This window comes from Stenotrophomonas maltophilia (assembly GCF_047497515.2).
Lineage (GTDB): Bacteria > Pseudomonadota > Gammaproteobacteria > Xanthomonadales > Xanthomonadaceae > Stenotrophomonas.
The window spans coordinates 37344-58737 of the sequence record NZ_JAXAXL020000002.1 but is presented as its reverse complement, the minus strand read 5'-3'; the positions used below and the strand labels follow the sequence as shown (position 1 = coordinate 58737).

Sequence of the window (21394 nt, the reverse complement as noted above, 5' to 3'; positions counted from 1 at the left end):
CAGGCCCCCATGGTGCGCGCAGGACGGGGGTAGAGTCGAGCTTGCTCGACTGCTCCACGCCCTACGTAGAGTCGAGCTTGCTCGACTGTTGCCGGCGCCTCAGTCGAGCAAGCTCGACTCTACCCATGCAGGGCCCCAGCAGCGCATCGACATACCAATGCAGGGCCCCGGCAATGCGTCGGCACACCAACGCAATCACCCGACACCCCATCCATCAACGGAACGGCATGCCGCGGCCGCCCATGGCCCCCATCATGCCCTTCATGCTGCGCATCATGCCCTTCATGCCGCCGCCGGCCATCTTGCTCATCATCTTTTCCATCTGCATGTACTGCTTCATCAGCTTGTTGACGTCGGCCGGGGTCACGCCGGAGCCCTTGGCGATGCGCGCGCGGCGTGAGCCATTGAGCAGGTTCGGGTTGCGCCGCTCCTTCTTGGTCATCGAGCTGATGATGGCGATCATGCGCGGCACTTCCTTGCCCTGGCTGACCTGCTGCTTCAGATGGTCGGGGATGTTGCCCAGGCCCGGCAGCTTGTCCATCAGGCCGCCGATGCCGCCCATGTTCTGCATCTGCTCCAGCTGGTCGCGCATGTCGTTCAGGTCGAACTTCTTGCCCTTGGCGACCTTCTCGGCCAGCTTGGCGGCCTTTTCCTTGTCGACCTGCTGCTCGACCTGCTCGACCAGCGACAGCACGTCGCCCATGTCCAGGATGCGGCTGGCGATGCGGTCCGGGTGGAACACGTCCAGGCCTTCCGGCTTCTCGCTGACACCGACGAACTTGATCGGCTTGCCGGTGATGTAGCGCACGCTCAGCGCGGCACCGCCACGGGCGTCACCGTCGGTCTTGGTCAGCACCACGCCGGTCAGCGGCAGCGCGTCACCGAAGGCCTTGGCGGTGTTGGCCGCGTCCTGGCCGGTCATGGCATCGACCACAAACAGGGTTTCGGCCGGGTTCACGGCAGCGTGCAGGGCCTTGATCTCGGCCATCATCGCTTCGTCGATGGCCAGGCGGCCGGCGGTATCGACCAGCAGCACGTCGACGAACGACTTGCGCGCATCATCGATGGCGGCGCGGACGATGGCTTCCGGCTTCTGGTCGGCGCTGGACGGGAAGAACAGCACCCCGACCTGCTCGGCCAGGGTCTTCAGCTGCTCGATCGCGGCCGGACGGTAGACGTCGGCCGACACCACCATCACCTTCTTCTTGCGCTTTTCCTTCAGGTGCTTGGCCAGCTTGCCCACGGTGGTGGTCTTGCCGGCGCCCTGCAGGCCGGCCATCAGGATGATGGCCGGGGCCGGAACGTTGAGGTTCAGGTCGCTGGCTTCAGCGCCCATCACCGCGGTCAGCTCGTCGCGCACGACCTTGATCAGGGCCTGGCCCGGGGTCAGCGACTTCAGCACTTCCTGGCCGACCGCGCGCACCTTGATGCGCTCGATCAGGGCCTGCACCACCGGCAGCGCGACGTCGGCTTCGAGCAGCGCGATGCGGACCTCACGGGTCGCCTCGCGGATGTTCTCCTCGGTCAGGCGGCCGCGGCCACGCAGGCGCTCGATGGTGCCGGAAAGGCGCTGGGTCAGGGACTCGAACATGCGGTACGACCTGTCTGAAAACGGGGGACAATAAGGCAGACAGTATAACGGGTCCGCCCTGCCTGCCGGACTGCGACGCCGCGGCCGTCGCCACCACCGCAGGGGTATGCGAAACTGCAACGATGACAATCGTTCTCATCGCCGTCCTGCTCTACCTGGCTGCCAGTGCCCTGCTGGTGCGCGCGCTCGGCCGCGATGAAACCACCGGCTCCCCCATCTGGCTGTGGCCGGCCCTGCCGGCGATGCTGCTGCATGGCGGCTACCACGTGATGGTGGCGATGCGCACCAATGGCGGGCCGGACATGCACTTCTTCGCCGCGCTGTCGCTGGTCGGGCTGGGCATGGCCTGGCTGACCTCGCTGGTCGGCGCGCGCGGTCGGATGTCGGCACTGGGCGTGGTGGTGTTCCCGCTGGCGGCCGTGCTGCTGCTGGCCTACCACGGCTATGGCCACGAACCGAGCAAGGTGCTGGGCTGGCGCCTGGCCAGCCACGCCTGGCTGGCGCTGCTGGCCTACGCCACGCTGAGCATCGCCGCGCTGCTGGCGATCATGCTGTGGCTGCAGGAGCGCGCACTGCGCCGCCGTGAATTCCGCCCCTGGCTGCGCGCACTGCCGCCGCTGGCCGACCTGGAATCGCTGCTGTTCCGGGTGATCACCGTGGGTTTCGCGCTGCTGACCCTGACCCTGGTCACCGGCGTGCTGTTCGTCGACGACCTGCTGGCACAGAAGCTGGTTCACAAGACCGTGCTCAGCGTGCTGTCGTGGATCGTGTTCGGCGTGCTGCTGATCGGCCGCCGCCGCTACGGCTGGCGCGGCATGAAGGCGGTGCACTGGACGCTGGCGGCGATGCTGTTGCTGCTGCTGGCGTTCTTCGGCAGCCAGTTCGTGATCGAACTGGTGTTCGGGCATACGCGATAGAGGCGTGCCGACCAACGGTCGGCGCCCCCCCCAACATCACAGGGTAGTGCCGGCCGCTGGCCGGCAACTGGACAGCACCCTGCGTGGATGCCGTAGGCGGTTCAGGGCACCGGCTGGGCCAGGATCTTCCGCACCGACTGGCCGCGACTGGTAACGATGTCATCGACCTGCCAGCAACCCTCGCCCTGCCGGACCATCGGTACGCGGGTCAGGCGCGCCTGCTTCCACACGGTATAGCGCATCTCGACCACGCCGGCGCTGGCCGAATCCTGCCGCCATTGGTAGTCCACCGCGCTGTCGATGTCACCGTCCTGGCCATCCAGCCAAGGGTCCGAATCGATGGTGCAGATGCCCTCCTCGCGCACCTGGCAGGCGCGTTCGCCGCGCAGCGCCTTGCCGAACGCCGGGCTCACCAGCGTAGTCGGCGGCTCCAACAGATCCCCCTTGCCCGTCGTCGCCTCATAGAACGCGCGCGCCACGGCCACCGGCGCCTGGCAGGCCGGCGCAGCCTGCACGGCAGGGGCCAGCAGCAGCGCGGCGATCACCCACATCCCTGTCTTTCGCATATATCTCTCCTTGGGGTAGTGCCGGCCGCTGGCCGGCAACAAAGCATCGCATGGCGCTGCCGGCCAGCGGCCGGCACCACCCGGCGCCGGGCTTACAACCCGTAGCGCTCGATCACATCCAGATGCGGCTGGCGGTCCTGGTCGCAGGCTTCGGCCAAGCGCAGCCAGCAGTGCGGATGGGGCCACGTCGCGGTCTGCTGCTGCAGGAAGCGATGCAGCGCCAGCGGCGCATGGTCCTGCGGCTGGGCCACGGTGAACAGCACGCCCGGCAGGGTGCCCTCGTCCGCGTCCGGATCGGTCACGGTGTAGTCCGGGCGGCTGTGCGACCAGACCTGCCAACCCTGTGCTTCCGCGGCTTCAACAAAGGCGTTCCAGGCCTCTTCGCCCGGGTGCGCGCCATCGATCAGCCAGCTGCGGGCGAAACCACCACGCTCCAGCACATGCACCTGTGCATAGGTCGGGATGAAGTGCTCGCGCGCTTCCTCCTCTTCCGGTGCCGGATGCACCAGCGCGGCGTCGAACACCACCCAGTCGCCGACCTGCTGGGCGCGGTTGGCCGGTGCGTTCTCGACGATGCGCGCGGTGACCGGGCCACTGCGGCGGGCGTAGTACTCCATCGGCTCGCCATGCTCTTCGCTGCGGATGATCACCCAGCCCCACGGCTCTTCGACCACGCCGTCCTGGCTGGACAGCTCCATGCCGATCGCCGCCGCCGAGCGGCGCACTGCGTCCCAGTCGCGCGCCGCGCTGGCCGCACTCATGTGGTCCCAATGCGCGGCGCTGGGTTCTTCCAACAGCTCCACCAGCTGCGCATAGCAGGCCTGTGCTTCGCTGAAGCGGCCGGTTTCCATGTACATGCGCGCCAGCGTGCCGCGTGCACCGTGCGAGCCCGGCGATGCCGCCAGCAGCGCCTGCGCGGCCTGCTCCAGCGCCGGCCAGTCGGACACGCGGCGTGCGCGTTGCACTTCGCACCAGTGCGCGAACACCGGCACGCTGCCACGATAGACGTCGGCCAGGCGACGCAGGCCGTCGTCGTCGCCCTGCTCGGTCAGCCAGCGCATCAGGGTGTAGGCCGCCGGGCCGTCTTCCTGCGCGTGCGCCTGCACGAACTGCCACAGCAGCGCGCGCGCCTCGGCCTGCGCACCGCAGGCCGCCAGCGCAGAAGCCGCCGTCTCGGCCAGTGCTTCGTCATCGGGCAGTTGCGACTGCGCCTGCAGCAACCATTGCGCCTCGCGCTCCGGGTCACGCGACTGGTTCTGTTCGCCCTGCTCGCTCAGCCACGCCAGCAGGTCGCCCGCGGGAACCGGCAGCGGCGCCACCGCCGGCAACGCCTCGATGCGCGCGGCGAGCCCAGCCACCAGCGCCGCCGCACCGCGGTCCTGGCGCAGCTGCGCCAGATGGGTGCGGGCCAGCTCCAGCTGGCGCAGCGCCACCCAGCGCGCCCCACGTTGCAGGGCCAGTTCCAGGCTCAGCGCCGCCACTTCAATCAGCAGGCGATGCGAACCGACACGCGCGAAGTGCTCGATGATCGTGTTGAAACGCGTGCCCAGATCCCACGTATTGCGCGCGGGATCGCGCTGGCACAGCGCCGCGGCAGTGTTCGCCCACAGCCGCCAGTAATTCGGGGTCAGCTCGCTCCACGGCACCAGCTGCTGCAGCGCCTCTTCGTCGCGGCCCAGCTGGGCCAGCGCCCACGCCTTGGACAGGCGGCGTGGCACCGTGCAGTTGGCCGGCTCGTACTCACCGGACGCGGCCACTTCAGCCTCGCGCTTCTCGATCAGCACCAGCGCCTCCTCGGCGCGCCCCATGCCCAGCAGGATCTTGATCTGCATTTCCGGGAAGCTGTCGAACACTTCCTTGCCACAGGCCTCGATCGCATCGGACTGCACCTGCAGGTAGTCGAGCGCATCCTGGCCGCGGCCATCATCGAGCAGCGCGTCGGCCTTCTCGCAGCTCAGGCACTGGAAGCAGGCCCAGCTCGGGTCGACACGACCGAGGGTTTCATCGCACACCTCGATGCGTTCGGGCACCCAGCCCGGGCCATCGATGTTGCCGTAGCAAGCGGCCAGGTCCTGGGTCACGCAGATCGACTGCGGGCATTCCAGCGTGTCCTCGCGGTGCGCGCGCTCGAACAACGCCACCGCTTCGCCCAGCGCGCTCTCGCCTTCCACGCGGTTGCCGACGCGGTTGCGCAGCGCCCAATGGCCGACATACACGTCGACCCAGGGATTGTCGAGCGCCTTGCCCAGCGCGCGCGCTTCAGGCAACAGCGCATCGACGCGGTCGATCTGCAGCTCACTGACCTCGTCGGCGAGGCGGTTCAGCAGATGCGCGTTCTGCGCTTGGCCGGCCTGGCGCAGGTCACCCTGCAGTTTTTCGACCCAGTTCCAGATATCCATGGGGTAAATGCTCCTGTCTAGCGAAGGCTGGATGAGAGGGTGCGGTGCTCAGCGCAGCATCTGCTGCAGGGCACCGGCAATATCGGAGAAGGCGCCGTTCAGATCCGGGCCGGGCGTGGCGGTCGCGCGGGCCAACGGACGGCCCTGCGCAGCAACGATGATCTTCAGCGAGCGCAGCAGGCGTGCGGCGGCCTCGGCCTGCGGGTGGCCCTCGCGCTGGGCGCGAAGCAGCGCCTGCACCGCCGGATTGTCGAGATTGAGATACAGCCGCGACGGTGCGCGCGATTCGATGCGCGCGGTGAACTGACGGGCCAGGCGCAGCGCCGCCATCGAAACACGCTTGTCGTTCTCGTCGTCTTCCAGGCGCTGCTTCAGCTCGGCCTCGCGGTCGGGCACCACCACCACCGGCAAGGCCTCGGGGCTGAAGCGCGCCGGCAGCAACTGCTCGCCGTCGCCCAGCTGCTCACGCAGCCACGCCAACTGGGCTTCGTCGAGGCTGTCGTCACTCCGGAACAGCGCGCGATTGCCCTGCTCGGTGCCGAGTTCAACCAGGCGCAGGCCCTTGGCCTGAGCCCAGCGCCGCAGGAACGGCACCACCGCATAGCGATGGCCATGCGCGACCGGCACGCCCATCGCACGGAACAGCATTTCCTCGAAGCCGCCACCATTGTCGAGGATCACATGCACCGCGCCACGCGCCGGCAGCGCGCTGGCCGGCAGGTCACCCTGCGAGGTCGGCACGCGCACGTGTTCCAGCAGCAGGTCGAACAAGCGGTCGTCGCACAGCGCCGCGCCCAGCAGCGCCTCGTTGTGGCGGCTGAGCACGCGTCGCCAGGCTTCCGGCTGCTGTCGCGCAACGTCGGCCAGGCCGTCGATCAGTGCCTCCAGCAGTGCATGCTGCACGGCGCGGTACTGGTCATCGCGCTGCAGGTCTTCGCGGCTGGCGGTGGGCGTCAGCCGCGAGGATTCGATCACCCCGCCGATGAAACCGGCCCACGGCGGCAGCAGGTCGCGTGCATCGTCGTCCAGCAGCATGCCGCGCACGAATACCGACAGGTTGCGGTTGTCGCTGGTGCCATAGGTGGCGCCGTCCTGCACCCATAGCAGGCCGGTGGCATCACTGCTGCCATCGGCACGCAGCGGTACGGTGACGATCGGTTCGAAATCGTGCTCGAAGCGTGCCGCGAACTGCAATGCCTGGCGCCGCGCCTGCACCGGATGCACGGCGACATCACCCTGTGCGCGCCACGGCGGCGGCTCGGGGTTGAGCGCCTCGGCCGCAGCACCGATGAAGATCGGCTCGGACAGCAGCGCGCAGTAGCGGCCCAGCACTTCATGCAGGCGTGCTTCGTTGGCCAGCGGCAGGAAGTCCGGGTGCAGCTCCAGCTCCACCTCGGTACCCACCGCACGTGCCGGCACTTCGCTGACGGTGTACTGCTCGGCGTTGCTGGACACGTACAGATGGCCCAGCTCGGGCGCCTGGTAGGAGGTGGTGCGCACGCTGACCCGGCGCGCCAGCACGAACGCCGACAGGAAGCCCAGGCCGAACATGCCGATCAGGCCTTCATCATCCTCGCCGCCCTGGCGCAGGCCACGGGTATAGCCGACGCCGACGGTGGCCAAGTAGTCGTGGATTTCCTGGCGGGTCAGGCCCGCACCGGTATCGATGATGCGCAGCACGCCGGCAGTGGCATCGACCTGCACCGATATGCGCGAAGGCACCTCGACGCCGGGCTGTTCGATGCGGCGGCGGATGATCGAGTCGTGCGCGTTCTGCACCAGCTCGCGCAGCGCCACCACTGGGGTGGAATACAGGTGCTTGCCCAGCACCGTCATCAATCCATTGAGATCGACCCCGGCACGACGGATCTCGGCGTTGGGGGCGATGAGCGCGGTGTCCTGCATGTAAACGTTTACTCCTGGGCACGGAAAGACGCCTCAGGGCGTCTTCGTCGAGCGGGAAAAACTAACACAGGCAAGCTGACCGTTGCCGTGTCGGCTGCCGTATTCCACGCGCGCGCCGCTGCGTCACGCCGCGTCGATGGCCTCGGACAGGCGCTCCACCGCGATCACTTCCATGCCCTTCACCGAGCCCCCCTTGGGGGCATTGGCCTTGGGCACGATGGCACGCTTGAAGCCATGAGTGGCCGCCTCGCGCAGGCGGTCTTCGCCATTGGGCACCGGGCGGATCTCGCCGGACAGGCCGACCTCGCCAAAGGCAATCGTCTTCTCCGCCAGCGGCCGGTCCTGCAGCGAGGACAGCACCGCCAGCAGCACGGGCAGATCGGCGGCGGTCTCCTGCACGCGGATGCCACCGACAACATTGACGAACACGTCCTGGTCGCCAACCAACACGCCGCCGTGGCGGTGCAGCACGGCCAGCAGCATGGCCAGGCGGTTCTGCTCCAGGCCAACCGCGACACGGCGCGGGTTCGACAGTGGCGACGCATCGACCAGCGCCTGCACCTCCACCAGCAGCGGCCGGGTGCCCTCGCGGGTCACCATCACGCAGCTGCCCGGCTGGTGGGTACTGCCGCCGGACAGGAAAATCGCCGAGGGATTTGAGACCTCCTTCAGGCCCTTGTCGCCCATCGCGAACACGCCCAGCTCGTTGACCGCACCGAAGCGGTTCTTGAACGCGCGCAACAGGCGGAAGCGACTGCCGCTCTCACCCTCGAAATACAGCACCGCGTCGACCATGTGCTCCAGCACGCGCGGGCCGGCGATGCCGCCTTCCTTGGTGACGTGACCGACCAGGAACACGGCAATGCCGGTCTCCTTGGCGAAGCGCACCAGCCGTGCAGCGCTCTCACGCACCTGGCTGACCGAACCCGGCGCGGCGGTCAGGCTCTCGGTCCACAGGGTCTGCACCGAGTCGGCCACGATCAGCCGCGGGCCGGCCTTGGACGCGTGCTGCAGGATCGATTCGACACCGGTCTCGGCCAGGGCGTTGACGCCATCCAGCGGCAATTCCAGCCGGTGCGCGCGACCGGCCACCTGCGCCAGCGATTCCTCGCCGGTCACATACAGCACCGGCAGCTCGGCGGCCATCTTCGCCACCGCCTGCAGCAGCAGGGTCGACTTGCCGATGCCCGGATCGCCGCCCACCAGCACCACCGCACCCTCGACCAGGCCGCCGCCCAGCACGCGATCGAACTCGCCGATGCCGGTGCTGACCCGACGGTGCTCGGTCTGCTCGACGTCCTTCAGGGCGGTGATCTTCGGCGGGTCGATCTTGCCGGCCCAGCCCGCGCGACGCGATGCTGGCGCCTTGGCCGCCGCCGCACTCTCCAGCACGATTTCCGACAGCGCGTTCCAGGCATTGCACTCGGTGCACTGGCCCTGCCACTTGCTGTATTCGGCGCCGCATTCATTGCAGACGTAGGCGGTGCGGGCTTTGGCCATCGGATGATTTCCAGCAACGGGAACAGGCGTGGCAGGATAGCCGAGCCGGGTCGCAGGTGCTGCGACCGCTCAAGTCCTGCCCGCCCGCGCCGATAGGGGTCGCGGGCGTGCGCCTTGCGGGCGCCCCTCCCTCTTCCACTGGATTCGACATGACTGGCAGTTACAGTCAGAGCCTGGTCACCATCTCGCTGCTGGTGGCCATTCTTGCTTCGTACACCGCGCTGGACATGGCCGGCCGCCTGGCCACGGCCGAGGGCCGCGTGGCGCGCTGGTGGCTGGCCGGCGGCGCGACAGCCATGGGCCTGGGCATCTGGTCGATGCACTTCATCGGGATGCTGGCCTTCGACCTGCCGATCCCGGTGGGCTACGACCTGGGCATCACCCTGTATTCGCTGGCGATCTCGATCGGAGCCTCGGCCTATGCGCTATGGCTGGTATCCAGGCCCAGCCTGCCATGGCCGCGGTTGCTGGCCGGTGCCGTGCTGATGGGGCTGGGCATCGCCACCATGCACTACCTGGGCATGGCGGCAATGCGCATGCAGCCAGGCATCGACTATCACCCGGGCTGGTTCGCCGCCTCGATCGCGGTGGCCATCGGTGCCGCCGGCGCCGCGTTGTGGATTGCCTTCCGTCTGCGCACCGAGCAGCGCAACACCCTCCTCCTGCGCGCGCTTGCTTCGCTGGTGATGGGCCTGGCCATCGTGGGCATGCATTACACCGGCATGGCTGCCGCGCGCTTCCCCGCAGGCAGCCTCTGTGGCGCCGTCGGCAGCGGCGGCATCGACACCCGCTGGCTGGCGGTGCTGGTGATCGTCACCACCGTGGCCACGCTGGGCATCGCCCTGGTTGCTTCGCTGTTCGACCGGCAGATGCGCGTGCGCACCGGGCTGCTGGCCGACTCGCTGGCACGCGCCAACAACAAGCTGATCCAGGCTGCCCTGCACGACCCGTTGACCCAGCTGCCCAACCGCATGCTGCTGCAGGACCGCATCGAGCAGGCCATCGAGAAAGCGCAACGCCGCAACCACGCCGTCGCGGTGATGTTCTGCGACCTGGATGGCTTCAAGGCGGTCAACGATGCCTATGGCCACCAGTTCGGCGACCGCCTGCTGGTGGCGGTCGCGCAGCGCATCGCCGGCCTGCTGCGGCCGCAGGACACCTTCGCGCGCCTCGGCGGCGATGAATTCGTCATCGTGCTGGCCATCGATATTCCCGACGATGCGGTGGTGGTGGCTGAGCGCATCATCGCCGCGGCCGGCGAGCCGTTCACGCTGGATGCGGCCGAGCTGCAGGTCAGCGCCAGCCTGGGCATCGCCCTGTATCCAGACGATGCCGGCAACGAACGCGAGCTGATGGCCCACGCCGACGCGGCGATGTACCACACCAAGGAAACCGGCCGGAACGGCTACACCTTCTTCACCCCATCGATGCAGCTCAGCGCCAACCGGCAGCTGCGCCTGCTGCAGGACCTGCGCCGGGCGATCGTCCGCGATGAACTGCTGCTGCATTACCAGCCCAAGTTCCCGGCCGCGGGCGCGCCGGCCACGGGCGCCGAGGCTCTGCTGCGCTGGCAACACCCGGAACTGGGCCTGCTGGCCCCGGACGTGTTCATCCCCATCGCCGAGCGCAGCGGCCTGATCCTGCCGATCGGCGACTGGGTGCTGGACCGCGCCTGTGCGCAGCTGCGTGCGTGGCACGACGCGGGGCACAGCGAATGGTCGATGGCGGTGAACCTGTCGCCGTTGCAGTTCGCCTCGCCCGCGCTGCTGGACAGCGTGCGCCAGGTGCTGGAGCGGCACCGGATCGAACCGGCACGGCTGACCCTGGAAATCACCGAAACCACAGCGATGAAGGACGTCGACGCCAGCCTGGCGATCCTCAACGATCTGACCGCGATGGGCGTGCACATCGCCATCGACGATTTCGGCACCGGCTATTCCAGCCTGCTCTACCTCAAGCGCATGCCCGCCACCGAACTGAAGATCGACCGCGCGTTCGTGCACGACCTGGAGTGCAATGCCGAAGACGCCGCCATCGTCTCGTCGATCATTGCACTGGGCCGCACCCTGCAGCTGCAGGTGGTGGCCGAAGGGGTCGAGACGCAGGCGCAGCGCGAGTACCTGAGCGAACTGGGCTGCGACCAGTTGCAGGGTTACCACCTGGGCCGGCCGATGGAGGCCGAGGAATTCCTGCGCAAGGTGGGGTGAGGCCCCGGTTTCGGGGTCGGATCCCTTGCCGCAGGCAAGGGCTCTGACCCCATCCACGCAATCCCATCCACGCGTGGCGTGGATCTACCCGGCCCCCGGGGTCAGAGCCCTGTCCTGCGGACAGGGATCCGACCCCATCCATCCGACAAACAAAAAGGCCGCCCGGGGGCGGCCTTTCTGCGTGGCAACGTCGCGGGGACGTCAGTGCATCATGTGCACGTTCATGTTGTGCATGACCCACAGGGTACCGACCACGATGATGCCGATCACCACCACGGTGAAGGCCGCAGCGTTGACGTTCCAGCGGCTTTCCGAAGAGCGGTCCAGGTGCAGGAAGAACACCAGGTGGACCAGCATCTGCAGTACCGCGGTGATCGCGATGACCACACCGTTGACGGTGCGCGAGAAATCACCCGACATCACCATCCAGAACGGGATGACGGTCAGCACCACCGCCAGCACGAAGCCGATCAGGTACGACTTCACGGTGCCATGGCTTTCGCCGCCGGTGCCGTGGTCGTGTGCATGGTTGTCATGTGCCATTACAGCGCTCCATTGAGGTAGACGACGGAGAACACGCCGATCCAGATCAGGTCCAGGAAGTGCCAGAACAGGCTCAGGCACGCCATGCGGGTCTTGTTGGTCGGGGTCAGGCCGTACTTCTTCAGCTGCACGAACATCACCAGCAGCCACAGCAGGCCGGCGCTGACGTGCAGGCCGTGGGTACCGACCAAGGCGAAGAACGCCGACAGGAAGGCACTGCGGTCCGGACCGTAGCCCTGATGGATCAGGTGCTGGAATTCATAGACTTCCATGCACATGAAGCCGAAGCCCAGCAGCCAGGTGACCGCCAGCCACAGGAACATCTGGCCGACCTGCTTGCGGTGCATGGCGATCATGCCCAGGCCGAAGGTCAGCGACGAGGTCAGCAGCAGCGCGGTTTCCCACGCCACGAACGGCAGCTCGAACAGGTCCTTCGCGCCGGGGCCGCCATCGGTACCGCCGGACAGCACCACGTAGGTGGCAAACAGCGAGGCGAAGATGAGGCAGTCGCTCATCAGGTACACCCAGAAACCGAAGACGGTGTTGCCGCCGGTGTCGTGGTGCTCGTGGTCGTCATGGCCATGGGCCGCCGCATGCGCGGCGTGCCCGTGGCTCAGGGTCGAGGTATTGGTGCTCATGCCTTCAGCTCCGACTTCACCAGGCCCTGGTTTTCCAGGTGCTTGCGGTGTTCGTTCTCGATGCGTTCCACCTCGGCGGCCGGGACCCAGTAGTCCACGTCCTGGTCGAAGGTGCGGTAGATGAACGTGGCGATCATGCCGACGAAGCCGACGATGGCCAGCCACCAGATGTGCCAGATCATCGCGAAGCCGAACACCAGGCTGAAGGCACCGATCACAACGCCCGTGCCGGTGTTGCGCGGCATGTGGATGTCGGTGTACTTGGCCGGCTTCGGCCAGGCTTCACCACGCTGCTTGCGCTCCCAGAAATCGTCCAGCTCGGTGACTTCCGGCAGCGTGCCGAAGTTGTAGAAGGCCGGCGGCGAAGAGGTTTCCCACTCCAGCGTACGGGCATCCCACGGGTCGCCGGTCAGGTCGGCGGTCTTCTTGCGGTCGCGGATCGACACGGCCACCTGGATGATCTGGCACAGGATGCCGGCGCCGACGATGAAGGCACCTGCAGCGGCCACCAGCAGCAGCGGCTCGTAGGCCGGGTTGACGGTGCTCTGCAGACGACGGGTCATGCCCATGAAGCCCAGCACGTACATCGGCATGAAGGTCACGTAGAAGCCGATGAACCAGCACCAGAACGCGCACTTGCCCCAGAACTCATTGAGGCGGAAGCCGAACATCTTCGGCCACCAGTAGGTGATGCCGGCGAACATGCCGAACACCACGCCGCCGATGATGACGTTGTGGAAGTGGGCGATCAGGAACAGGCTGTTGTGCAGCACGAAGTCGATGGCCGGGATCGCCAGCATCACGCCGGTCATGCCGCCGATGGTGAAGGTGACCATGAAGCCGATGGTCCACAGCACGGGCGTGGTGAACTGCACGCGACCGCGGAACATGGTGAACAGCCAGTTGAAGATCTTCACGCCGGTCGGGATCGAGATGATCATCGTCGTGATGCCGAAGAAGGCATTGACGTTGGCACCCGAGCCCATGGTGAAGAAGTGGTGCAGCCACACGATGAACGACAGCACGCCGATGCAGGCGGTGGCATAGACCATGCCCTTGTAGCCGAACAGCGCCTTGCGCGAGAAGGTCGCGATGACTTCGGAGAACACACCGAACGCCGGCAGGACCAGGATGTACACCTCCGGGTGGCCCCAGATCCAGATCAGGTTGATGTACAGCATGGCGTTGCCGCCACCGTCATTGGTGAAGAAGTGCGTACCCAGGTAACGGTCCAGGGTCAGCAGCACCAGGGTGATGGTCAGCACCGGGAAGGCAGCGACGATCAGCACGTTGGTCACCAGGGCGGTCCAGGTGAACACCGGCATCTGCATCAGCTTCATGCTGGGGGTACGCATCTTCAAGATGGTGATGAAGAAGTTGATACCGCTCAGCGTGGTACCCAGGCCTGCGACCTGTAGACCCCAGATGTAGTAGTCCATGCCGACGCTTGGACTGTATTCAATGCCCGACAACGGCGGGAACGCCAGCCAGCCGGTGGCGGCGAATTCACCGATCCACAGCGACAGCATGATCAGCACCGCGCCGGACACGAACAGCCAGAAGCTGAGCGAGTTGACGAACGGGAACGCGACGTCGCGCGCACCGATCTGCAGCGGCACGGCCAGGTTCATCAGGCCGGTGATCAGCGGCATCGCCACGAAGAAGATCATGATCACGCCGTGGGCGGTGAAGATCTGGTCGTAGTGGTGCGGCGGCAGGTAACCCTCGGACCCGCCGACGGCGAGCGCCTGCTGGGTACGCATCATGATGGCGTCGGAGAAACCGCGCAGCAGCATGACGAAGGCGACGATGAGGTACATCACGCCGATCTTCTTGTGGTCCACCGAGGTGAACCACTCCTTCCACAGATAGCCCCACAGCTTGAACTTGGTGATCAGGGCCATGACGCCCAGGCCACCCAGCACCGCGCCGACCAGGGTGGTCAGCACGATCGGATCGTGGGGGATCGACTCAAGAGAGAGTTTTCCCAACATGTTCATTCTCCCGAACCCGCGTGGCCAGCATGGCCAGCGTGTTCGTGTTCGGTGGCATCCAGGTTTTCACCCGATTCCTTGGAATCATGCGCGTCACTGGGGGCGTGGCCCTCGTGCGCTTCATGGCTGGCGGCATCGGCAGCGGCGGCACCGGCATGTTCGTGCTTCATGCCGTAGTGCTTGTTGTCGCCCATGTGCTTGGCGATGACCCAGTTGAACAGGCCTTCTTCGGTCTTGCCGAAATAGGTGACCGGGTACCACTCGGCGTTGCGTGCTTCACCCAGGGCCTTGAACGAGGCCTTGTCCAGGGTCTGCTCGCCGGCACGGACCTGGTCCAGCCACTGGCGGTATTCGGCATCGGTGACCGAGTAGGCGGTGAAGTGCATCTTGGCGAAGCCCGCGCCGCTGTAGTGCGAGGACATGCCCGGGAATTCACCGGTCTCGTTGGCGATCAGATGGAGCTTGGTCTCCATCGCAGCCATCGAGTAGATCATGCTGCCCAGGTGCGGGATGAAGAAGGCATTCATCACCGTGTCGGACGTGATCTTGAAGTTCAGCGGCGTGTTGACCGGGAACTTGATTTCGTTGACGACCGCCACCTTCTCTTCCGGATAGATGAACAGCCACTTCCAGTCCAGCGAGATCGCCTCGATGGTGACCGGCTTGACGTCCGATTCCAGCGGCTTGTACGGGTCAAGCGCGTGCGACGAACGCCAGGTCAGGACCGCCAGCACCAGCACGATCATGCACGGAATGGACCACACCACCACCTCGATCGCCGTCGAGTGGGACCACTTCGGCTCGTAACGGGCCTTGGTGTTGGAGGCGCGATACTTCCACGCGAAGGTCAGGGTCATGATGATGACCGGGATGACGACCAGCAGCATGAGCACGGTGGCCGTGATCAGCAGGGTCTTCTCATCCTGGCCGATCTGGCCCTTCGGACTGAGGATGGCCACGGCATCGCAGCCGGTGAGCATCACCAGCAACGACAGCAGCAGGCCCGGGCGCAACCAGCGCCCAAGGGTTTTCAACGGAATCATCGGTCGATCCAATTGCGAGGGAATGCCGTTCCCCGTCCTGCCTGCTCCGGCAAAAGCCGGTCCCACCGGTCCGAAGGACAGGCAGGGAGGTGGGGTCGAGTCAGCCTTTCAATTTTAGGCCGTCACCCACCATTTAAGAAAGGCATTGACAATGATCGAGCGCAGGAAAGGCCCGTTTCAGGCTGCGACACGTTGTCGCACCGCGTGCGCGCGGGCCGTCCAGCCGCACGGGCACGCAGCGTAACACCGGGCCCGGCCACGCCAAAGCCACCTCACCGGCAAAGCCTGCTGAATGCGTTCAGCCATGCACGGAAGCTCAGGACGGCCGCACTTCCCTGCACACCAGCTCAGCCAGTTCACGGCATGCGAAGAACAGCCCCTCGACCACCCCCTCGTCCAGATAGCGGTCGGGCGTGGCCATGGATTCGCAGCGACTGGCCGCATGCAGCATCTCCACCGCCGTCTGGATGCCCACGGCCGCGCGGTCGATCCTGGCCAGGGACTGGCGGCGGCCGTCAGACAGGTTCTCTTCCGGCCACAGCATGCCATCTGAGCCTTCGCCATCGCGGATGCGCTTGAGGCAGCCCTGGAAGGTGCTGAGGTCGAAGGCGGGGTTGTTGTCGTCGTTGGTGGGTTCATCGACGGGGAATGGCGGAATCTTGCGAGTGGTCATGGCGTCGGCTTCCGTGGCTGTACTTAACAGCGCCACCGCGCGGAAGCGGGGTGGCGGACGGTGCGGGTTGCAAACCGGACATAGCTAAACCGGCGGGTCCGAAGACCCCCACGCACCGCCCGCCATATAGGCCGACGGATTGCCAGCCGGCACCGCTTCAGGACGGTGCCGGCTGGCAAGCGCTTACAGCTATGAACGGGTTTGCACGCCCGGCCACCCTTTTTCGGTGGCGCGCCATGGTGTTTACGCCTGCACCTTCGATTCAATGAGAAAAATCCGAAAGGTTCGGATGCATCGAAGGAGCGGTACGAATTGTTGCATGCGCGGTAAGGGACAGAGGCGACAGCACAAGACGCGAGTGCGCTAGCGCATAGGCGCAGATGACAGCCCGTGCCGTGAATGGCCCGGAAAGCAGGGGCGCGCGTGACGCTTCTCGCTTACTACTCGTTGTATGAAGCACTGTCGCAGACTGCGTGGAAAACGAGAGGCTCGGCTTGATTTGACGCAACCGGCCGATCAAGCATGCGGAACGCGACAGATGTTTCGCCTTGGTCTTGCCGTGGCGACAAGGCGAACCCAGGGCCGCTGCTAGGCGATAGCGGGATGCGGATCGTCCACAAGCATGGGATGCTCGGCACAGAAGCCATCGGCGGGCGCAGGGCTGTGCTGCGGCGGCCCGTGCGCGCGGCATGCCCCCTGCATGCGCTGCTCTGACAAGGAACCAGACATTCATGCCCCTGATTGATCATTTACTGCGCTGGACCACCCTGCCAACCGGCCGCCGGACCTTCGCGCTGCTCGGCAGCCTGCTGGTGCTTCTACTGGCCTGCAATCCCGACCTGCTGCCGTTGCTGTCGTTGATCGACGCGTTGGGGCTGGATGTAGTGGTAGTGCTGCTGGCTGCGCAGATGACGATGCTGATGCCCTGGCTGCGGGAACGCGCCGGACGGTGGGTCCGGCTGATCATGCGGATCGCGGCCGGGATGTTGGCCGGGACAATCGGCGGCTATCTGCGACAATTGGTGACGCTCGTGCTCATCAGATCCGGCACGTTCCACGCGATGTAGGGATTCATCACTCAGGCCTGCAGGGAAAATATGAAGCAACTCGCCATCACGCTCGGTGCACTGCTGCTGTCCGGCAGCGCGTGGGCCGATACACATCAGACCGGAAAAATCACAAAGCTGGTTGTCGAGTCCACGTTCGTTTCCGTATGGCTGGAAGGCCAGCCTACGAACAACGAGTGTGCTTCCGACGGGCGATGGACAATCGATCTGGCCAGCGACAAATCCGGCCGGGAAAAATACGCGGCCATCCTGTCGGCGGCGTCATCGCGGACACCGATTGGCTTCCATGCCCTGACCAGCGAAGGGTGCGGCGTATTCGCAGCGAAGAAGATCTACTACTTCGATCTTGCCTACTGAGGCAACGGTCCACGCCGATGCGCTGCTCAGCGCTTCGGCGCTGGGTCCGCCACGCAGACCTTCTCCCCGAGCCGGAGGGTTCTGCCCTCCCCCCGCCCTGCCGATGAACGATCGAGTGGCCAGAAACAGACACTGATACCGGAAAGATCATCGCCATAGCTTTCGGGAATGCCGGTCATGGCAATGCCCATGACTTCATTCCAGCCGGGCTCGCCACACTTCAGGCACGCCGCCGCGTTTGCCTTGCCTTTACCCAGGGTCCAGCGCGGAGCGGAAAGCTTCGTTCCCCCAGTTTTCCATTCGACATACTGGGAACGGAAGGCGATTGAGAATCCACGCCCCATGTCCACCCTGGTCGTCGAGGCATCCGCGGGAACCGTTGATTCAACCCGGATCGCCAGCGGTCGATCCGGCGCCGTGGCGATGACCTCGATGCAGTAAGTCGGGGCGCAGGCCTGTGGAACAGAGACAGGCGGCGCAGCGGATGCCGCAGTCGCCAGCGAGGCGGCCAGGATGACGACTGAAGCAGCAATCCGCACGATCATTTCCTCTTGTCGTCCTCGATGAGGGTCTTGAACTCCTGCTCGCTGCCGTTGCCGTTGTACGCGTGGTTCATGAAGCTGGTTTCAAACGACTTCAGCAGGTTGCCACCGGTATTGGCCATGATCTGGTCCTTGCCGAATCCCGGCTTGTAACCGGTGAACGTACGCCCCCCATCCTTGCCGGCCGTCTCAAGGTAGCCATCGGACTTCCGTCCATCCCCCAGACCCATCACAAAGTGAAGCGAGTCATGCAGGGTCGCCCCCTTGGCATCATCGCGGGTGGAGTCGATATGGGCCACCGATCCGTTGTATCCCCTCACGATGCCTTCGCCGCGGATCGTATTTGGATTCTGCCCTGGCGATACGTCCATGATGTTGCCGCGGGGATACATGTTGTTGCGAAGCGGCACGATGACAAACCGGGTGCCGTCTTCAGTAACCAATCCGGCTGCCGCCTTGACCTGGCCGGCGATGAAGTCGGCGGTTGCGCCGGCGCCCTGATAGTAGATGGGAATGTAGACGGTATTGCCGGCCTGGTAGGCCACGCGTCCGTCCGGGTCCGTGAACGTATAGGGATTTCCGTTGGCGTAGCGATAGCGATTGAACTGCCCGATGGGCTGCTCCTGCGCCGTCACCGGATCCACCGACAGGAACACACCCAGCTGCGGATCCATGTACCGCTGCTGCATGTAGCTGAGGCCCGTGGCCGAGTCGCTCACATGACCCGTATAACCCGGCCCGTCCGTAACCTGGCCACCTACCAGAGCGCCATAGGGCTCGTAGTCATTGCGCTTGGTCACAGCGCCACTGGCATCCGTCTCGGCCACAACGGACCCCAGGGCATCGGTATGCATGTAGGTGACCGTCTGCGCAACTGCGATAGGCGACAGGCCAAGGCCAATCAGCAGTACAAGGTATGGCCACGCGCCAGCATCACCACGGGGCCGAAAGAGACCGACGGATCCCTTGGCATGGGTCGATACATCGCCTGCAGTTCCCCCGAACCTGCGCATCCCTGCAATTCCTGAAAGAGCCTCCAAGCAAGGCCGCGTATTCATAGCACAGCAAGGGCGCTTCGGAAATCGGCCTCCGGTCAGGAGGATGGACGCGCCTGCGCCGTATCGAGCCGCAGGCGCTGTACGCGCGGGACGCCGAAGATGCTACGTGGGCAATCCTGGGCGTTGCGCATGCCTGCGCTGGGGTCGCGCTGCTGAAGCGCGGAAAAGGCCCAGGCGGGCTCAATCAATCCAGACGCTGGAAGTCGAATGTGACCTTCCTTGTACAGCGAGACAGGACCGGCGGGAAACGCCATTTCGCCACAGCAACCAGAGCTGCGTGCTCATAAGCAGCATTGTCGTCCCTTCCCCGATCCAGCCCTTCAAGCTGGGACCGTGTGATGACAGGATTTGTCACCCGCCCATCCTCTTCAACGACAACGGACACCACGACAGAGCCGCGTACCTGCCTCTCAGTCGCGTTGGGAATGGTCGGCGCAATGGACTGCACCGGGCTGCTTGCCCCCTGGCAAGGCCCGGGGAGTTCTTCATCGGCCCGGCATGAAGCACTGGACAAGGCCAGCGCAAGCATCAGAACGCGGTTCATTCAACACCCTCGATTGCGAGTGGGGGACACTGGATCCACCGGCAGGAACACACCCAACTACATGGATAGACAGCGACCGGCCCGAGAGGATTTCACGCAATCGCCCGGCTGGGTGTGCAGGAAGCGACAGGCGATTGACCCTGGTGTTGCCAGGCATGGGCTGGCACTACCGCGCGCCCTCCTCCCTGCCATCTGCCGTGGCCGCGGCCGCGCTACCCGACTAGAGCAAAGTCCCGACCAAGATCGCGGCGTTCCATTACAACTGGCACCGGAGGCAGGAGTCCGAACTGCGACCTACGCATCTCCGAAAGGGGAAAATAGCCAACGCTAACCATCACCTGCATGGGTAACTCGAACATATGCAGCCAATGTACCTGAGCGTGCGAGCCAGTGACTGGCAGCAGCCGGGGGTTTGTCCATGCACCCCTGATTACCTGCGTCTGGGGACATAACCTTCAAACTCCCAGTCCATCACTTCAGCCAACTTACGGGCAACTTCTTCCCACCTACCATCTGGTACGGCGCCACACACAAGCTCGACGGCTCGCTCGACGGCCTCAAGGCTGACATCATTTACGACAACGAACTTGGGAATGGAATGATCCTTCTCAACCATAGATTCCAGCCACTCGCGATTACATGCAGTAAAGCCAAACAAGTCTGCGCCCGGACTATCATCTGCACCAATGGAAGCCTCAAAGTAGCAATCAAATAGATCCGTTTTTTGGTACCTTTCAAATGCAGCATCCCAATCGGCGGTATCAATCCCTTTTAGTTTTGCCCTAGTCATCTCTTTTTCTCGATATTGAGATGGGCGTTGTTCGTCCATCTCCCTTCAGGCATGGAGCGAGACTCAAAATTCGCCTGAGTACCTGTAGGTGCGTGATTGCTATTGGGCTTCTCTGATGGAAAGCGGTATTGCCGCAGACCATCTCGACTGATAAGTGCGTTCCCGGAACTGTTTTCGCGTGAACCCGATCCAACCCATGCCCGCCCCATGACATCAGCTTGCTCAGAAGTTGCACTACCAATTCCAAAATTTCCTTTTCCACGAGCGGCATCGCGAAGCATGCCACTCATTTCAGCCACCTCCGTAGTCGCACCCACCCTGCCTTCTGCTGAAATTATTGCCCGCGCGCCGGCGCCAGAGCCAGCACCAATCCCAGCGGACATCGCAATTGCGGTATACAGAACAACGTCTTCCGCGCTGTGCGGTTGACTGAGTTCGGATGCAAGCTGCTGCCCCACCATCTGACCCGTGCTGGCCCGCCCATCTGATGGACTCATAAGCCAATCAAAGAAGGGAACTCCGGTTGATCGCGGATTGACATTGCTACTGGACTGCCGGCCGTCTGGGTCCGTGAACTTATACGGATTCCCATTTGCATACCGATAGCGATTGAACTGTCCCACTGGCTGCTCATACGCCGTCACCGGATCCACCGACAGGAACACACCCAACTGCGGATCCATGTACCGCTGCTGCATGTAGCTCAGCCCAGTGGCCGAGTCGCTCACATGCCCGGTATAACCCGGCCCGTCCGTGACCTGACCGCCTACCACGGCGCCATAGGGCTCGTAGTCATAGCGCTTGATCACGTTACCGCTGGAATCACTTTCAGCCACGACCGAGCCAAGAGCATCAGTGTGGATGTACGTGACCGTCGTCTGGGCGATTGCAGCTGGCGACAAGCCAGAGCCAATCAGCAGCACGCAGCCCAGCCAGGCGCCTAATGCCCACGACTTCCGAACTCGATCTTCAAATCCCCTGAAGCGAGACAACGCACCGCTTGCAGCACCCCCGAAACTCCCCATCCTTCCAATCCCTGAAAGAGCCTTGAAGCAAGGCG

The 21394-nt window shown here is 64.9% G+C and carries 19 protein-coding genes; 4 read left to right on the top strand and 15 right to left on the bottom strand.

Annotation, left to right across the window (positions count from 1 at the left end):
- Positions 1-214 precede the first annotated feature (214 nt).
- Entirely contained in the window at positions 215-1591 is a 1377-nt protein-coding gene (ffh, locus tag ACMZPQ_RS03965; protein WP_197584048.1) for a signal recognition particle protein, read from the bottom strand.
- 122 nt (positions 1592-1713) lie between these two features.
- Here ffh and ACMZPQ_RS03960 point away from each other — a divergent pair, with 122 nt between their 5' ends.
- Positions 1714-2508, top strand: a complete 795-nt coding sequence (locus ACMZPQ_RS03960; RefSeq protein ID WP_197584055.1) for a cytochrome c biogenesis protein CcsA — start codon at positions 1714-1716, stop codon at positions 2506-2508.
- 101 nt (positions 2509-2609) lie between these two features.
- On the opposite strand, the gene ACMZPQ_RS03955 is transcribed toward ACMZPQ_RS03960, so the two are convergent.
- The 4 genes from ACMZPQ_RS03955 to radA form a co-directional block, all read right to left on the bottom strand.
- Entirely contained in the window at positions 2610-3074 is a 465-nt protein-coding gene (locus ACMZPQ_RS03955; RefSeq protein WP_414486072.1) for a YqhG/Tai3 family protein, read from the bottom strand.
- Positions 3075-3166: 92 nt separating this feature from the next.
- Positions 3167-5473, bottom strand: coding sequence for a tetratricopeptide repeat protein (locus ACMZPQ_RS03950; RefSeq protein ID WP_197583095.1), 2307 nt, complete (start codon positions 5471-5473; stop codon positions 3167-3169).
- A 48-nt stretch (positions 5474-5521) separates the two neighbouring features.
- A complete protein-coding gene (locus ACMZPQ_RS03945) occupies positions 5522-7378 on the bottom strand; it encodes an ATP-binding protein (RefSeq protein ID WP_197583096.1) in 1857 nt (618 codons plus the stop codon).
- Positions 7379-7501: 123 nt separating this feature from the next.
- Complete coding sequence (gene radA / locus ACMZPQ_RS03940; RefSeq protein WP_312646316.1) at positions 7502-8878, bottom strand: DNA repair protein RadA; 1377 nt, start codon at positions 8876-8878, stop codon at positions 7502-7504.
- 149 nt (positions 8879-9027) lie between these two features.
- On the opposite strand from radA, the gene ACMZPQ_RS03935 reads away from it, so the two are divergent.
- On the top strand, positions 9028-11085 hold the full coding sequence (locus ACMZPQ_RS03935; protein ID WP_197583099.1) for a putative bifunctional diguanylate cyclase/phosphodiesterase: 2058 nt from the start codon (positions 9028-9030) through the stop codon (positions 11083-11085).
- A gap of 201 nt (positions 11086-11286) precedes the next feature.
- Here ACMZPQ_RS03935 and cyoD read toward each other — a convergent pair whose 3' ends face one another.
- From cyoD to ACMZPQ_RS03910, 5 genes are all read right to left on the bottom strand, one after another.
- The gene (gene cyoD / locus ACMZPQ_RS03930) at positions 11287-11628 is read right to left on the bottom strand and encodes a cytochrome o ubiquinol oxidase subunit IV (RefSeq protein WP_005408584.1); all 342 of its coding nucleotides are present in this window, start codon (positions 11626-11628) and stop codon (positions 11287-11289) included.
- Positions 11628-12266, bottom strand: a complete 639-nt coding sequence (gene cyoC / locus ACMZPQ_RS03925) for a cytochrome o ubiquinol oxidase subunit III (protein WP_053449130.1) — start codon at positions 12264-12266, stop codon at positions 11628-11630. Before cyoC ends, cyoD begins: the two co-directional genes overlap by 1 nt.
- Complete coding sequence (gene cyoB / locus ACMZPQ_RS03920) at positions 12263-14260, bottom strand: cytochrome o ubiquinol oxidase subunit I (RefSeq protein WP_197583100.1); 1998 nt, start codon at positions 14258-14260, stop codon at positions 12263-12265. Before cyoB ends, cyoC begins: the two co-directional genes overlap by 4 nt.
- 2 nt (positions 14261-14262) lie before the next feature.
- On the bottom strand, positions 14263-15303 hold the full coding sequence (gene cyoA / locus ACMZPQ_RS03915; protein WP_107230228.1) for a ubiquinol oxidase subunit II: 1041 nt from the start codon (positions 15301-15303) through the stop codon (positions 14263-14265).
- 316 nt (positions 15304-15619) lie between these two features.
- On the bottom strand, positions 15620-15976 hold the full coding sequence (locus tag ACMZPQ_RS03910; protein WP_414486073.1) for a hypothetical protein: 357 nt from the start codon (positions 15974-15976) through the stop codon (positions 15620-15622).
- A 731-nt stretch (positions 15977-16707) separates the two neighbouring features.
- Between ACMZPQ_RS03910 and ACMZPQ_RS03905 the strand changes: the two genes are divergently transcribed.
- Together ACMZPQ_RS03905 and ACMZPQ_RS03900 are read left to right on the top strand one after the other, a co-directional pair.
- A complete protein-coding gene (locus ACMZPQ_RS03905) occupies positions 16708-17043 on the top strand; it encodes a hypothetical protein (RefSeq protein ID WP_197583102.1) in 336 nt (111 codons plus the stop codon).
- A gap of 30 nt (positions 17044-17073) precedes the next feature.
- The gene (locus ACMZPQ_RS03900) at positions 17074-17400 is read left to right on the top strand and encodes a hypothetical protein (protein WP_197583103.1); all 327 of its coding nucleotides are present in this window, start codon (positions 17074-17076) and stop codon (positions 17398-17400) included.
- Positions 17401-17426: 26 nt separating this feature from the next.
- Here the strand turns inward: ACMZPQ_RS03900 and ACMZPQ_RS03895 are convergent, their stop codons facing one another.
- The 5 genes from ACMZPQ_RS03895 to ACMZPQ_RS03875 form a co-directional block, all read right to left on the bottom strand.
- Positions 17427-17945: a hypothetical protein gene (locus tag ACMZPQ_RS03895; RefSeq protein ID WP_197583105.1), complete on the bottom strand. Its 519-nt coding sequence runs from the start codon at positions 17943-17945 to the stop codon at positions 17427-17429.
- A complete protein-coding gene (locus ACMZPQ_RS03890; protein WP_312646307.1) occupies positions 17942-18796 on the bottom strand; it encodes an RHS repeat-associated core domain-containing protein in 855 nt (284 codons plus the stop codon). The genes ACMZPQ_RS03895 and ACMZPQ_RS03890 overlap by 4 nt, the downstream gene beginning before the upstream one ends.
- Positions 18797-19184: 388 nt before the next feature.
- A complete protein-coding gene (locus tag ACMZPQ_RS03885; RefSeq protein ID WP_197583108.1) occupies positions 19185-19544 on the bottom strand; it encodes a TonB family protein in 360 nt (119 codons plus the stop codon).
- 430 nt (positions 19545-19974) lie between these two features.
- Positions 19975-20373 (bottom strand): Imm8 family immunity protein, encoded by a 399-nt coding sequence (locus ACMZPQ_RS03880; protein ID WP_197583109.1) that lies wholly within the window; start codon positions 20371-20373, stop codon positions 19975-19977.
- Entirely contained in the window at positions 20331-21257 is a 927-nt protein-coding gene (locus ACMZPQ_RS03875; protein WP_312646305.1) for an RHS repeat-associated core domain-containing protein, read from the bottom strand. Before ACMZPQ_RS03875 ends, ACMZPQ_RS03880 begins: the two co-directional genes overlap by 43 nt.
- Between the last annotated feature and the right edge of the window lie 137 nt (positions 21258-21394).

What these genes read in the sequence shown, in the direction of transcription:
- ffh (WP_197584048.1), bottom strand. Translation starts at nt 1,591, where the DNA reads ATGTTCGAGTCCCTGACCCAGCGCCTTTCCGGCACCATCGAGCGCCTG.
- ACMZPQ_RS03960 (WP_197584055.1), top strand. Translation starts at nt 1,714, where the DNA reads ATGACAATCGTTCTCATCGCCGTCCTGCTCTACCTGGCTGCCAGTGCC.
- ACMZPQ_RS03955 (WP_414486072.1), bottom strand. Translation starts at nt 3,074, where the DNA reads ATGCGAAAGACAGGGATGTGGGTGATCGCCGCGCTGCTGCTGGCCCCT.
- ACMZPQ_RS03950 (WP_197583095.1), bottom strand. Translation starts at nt 5,473, where the DNA reads ATGGATATCTGGAACTGGGTCGAAAAACTGCAGGGTGACCTGCGCCAG.
- ACMZPQ_RS03945 (WP_197583096.1), bottom strand. Translation starts at nt 7,378, where the DNA reads ATGCAGGACACCGCGCTCATCGCCCCCAACGCCGAGATCCGTCGTGCC.
- radA (WP_312646316.1), bottom strand. Translation starts at nt 8,878, where the DNA reads ATGGCCAAAGCCCGCACCGCCTACGTCTGCAATGAATGCGGCGCCGAA.
- ACMZPQ_RS03935 (WP_197583099.1), top strand. Translation starts at nt 9,028, where the DNA reads ATGACTGGCAGTTACAGTCAGAGCCTGGTCACCATCTCGCTGCTGGTG.
- cyoD (WP_005408584.1), bottom strand. Translation starts at nt 11,628, where the DNA reads ATGGCACATGACAACCATGCACACGACCACGGCACCGGCGGCGAAAGC.
- cyoC (WP_053449130.1), bottom strand. Translation starts at nt 12,266, where the DNA reads ATGAGCACCAATACCTCGACCCTGAGCCACGGGCACGCCGCGCATGCG.
- cyoB (WP_197583100.1), bottom strand. Translation starts at nt 14,260, where the DNA reads ATGTTGGGAAAACTCTCTCTTGAGTCGATCCCCCACGATCCGATCGTG.
- cyoA (WP_107230228.1), bottom strand. Translation starts at nt 15,303, where the DNA reads ATGATTCCGTTGAAAACCCTTGGGCGCTGGTTGCGCCCGGGCCTGCTG.
- ACMZPQ_RS03910 (WP_414486073.1), bottom strand. Translation starts at nt 15,976, where the DNA reads ATGACCACTCGCAAGATTCCGCCATTCCCCGTCGATGAACCCACCAAC.
- ACMZPQ_RS03905 (WP_197583102.1), top strand. Translation starts at nt 16,708, where the DNA reads ATGCCCCTGATTGATCATTTACTGCGCTGGACCACCCTGCCAACCGGC.
- ACMZPQ_RS03900 (WP_197583103.1), top strand. Translation starts at nt 17,074, where the DNA reads ATGAAGCAACTCGCCATCACGCTCGGTGCACTGCTGCTGTCCGGCAGC.
- ACMZPQ_RS03895 (WP_197583105.1), bottom strand. Translation starts at nt 17,945, where the DNA reads ATGATCGTGCGGATTGCTGCTTCAGTCGTCATCCTGGCCGCCTCGCTG.
- ACMZPQ_RS03890 (WP_312646307.1), bottom strand. Translation starts at nt 18,796, where the DNA reads ATGCATACCGATGCCCTGGGGTCCGTTGTGGCCGAGACGGATGCCAGT.
- ACMZPQ_RS03885 (WP_197583108.1), bottom strand. Translation starts at nt 19,544, where the DNA reads ATGAACCGCGTTCTGATGCTTGCGCTGGCCTTGTCCAGTGCTTCATGC.
- ACMZPQ_RS03880 (WP_197583109.1), bottom strand. Translation starts at nt 20,373, where the DNA reads ATGGACGAACAACGCCCATCTCAATATCGAGAAAAAGAGATGACTAGG.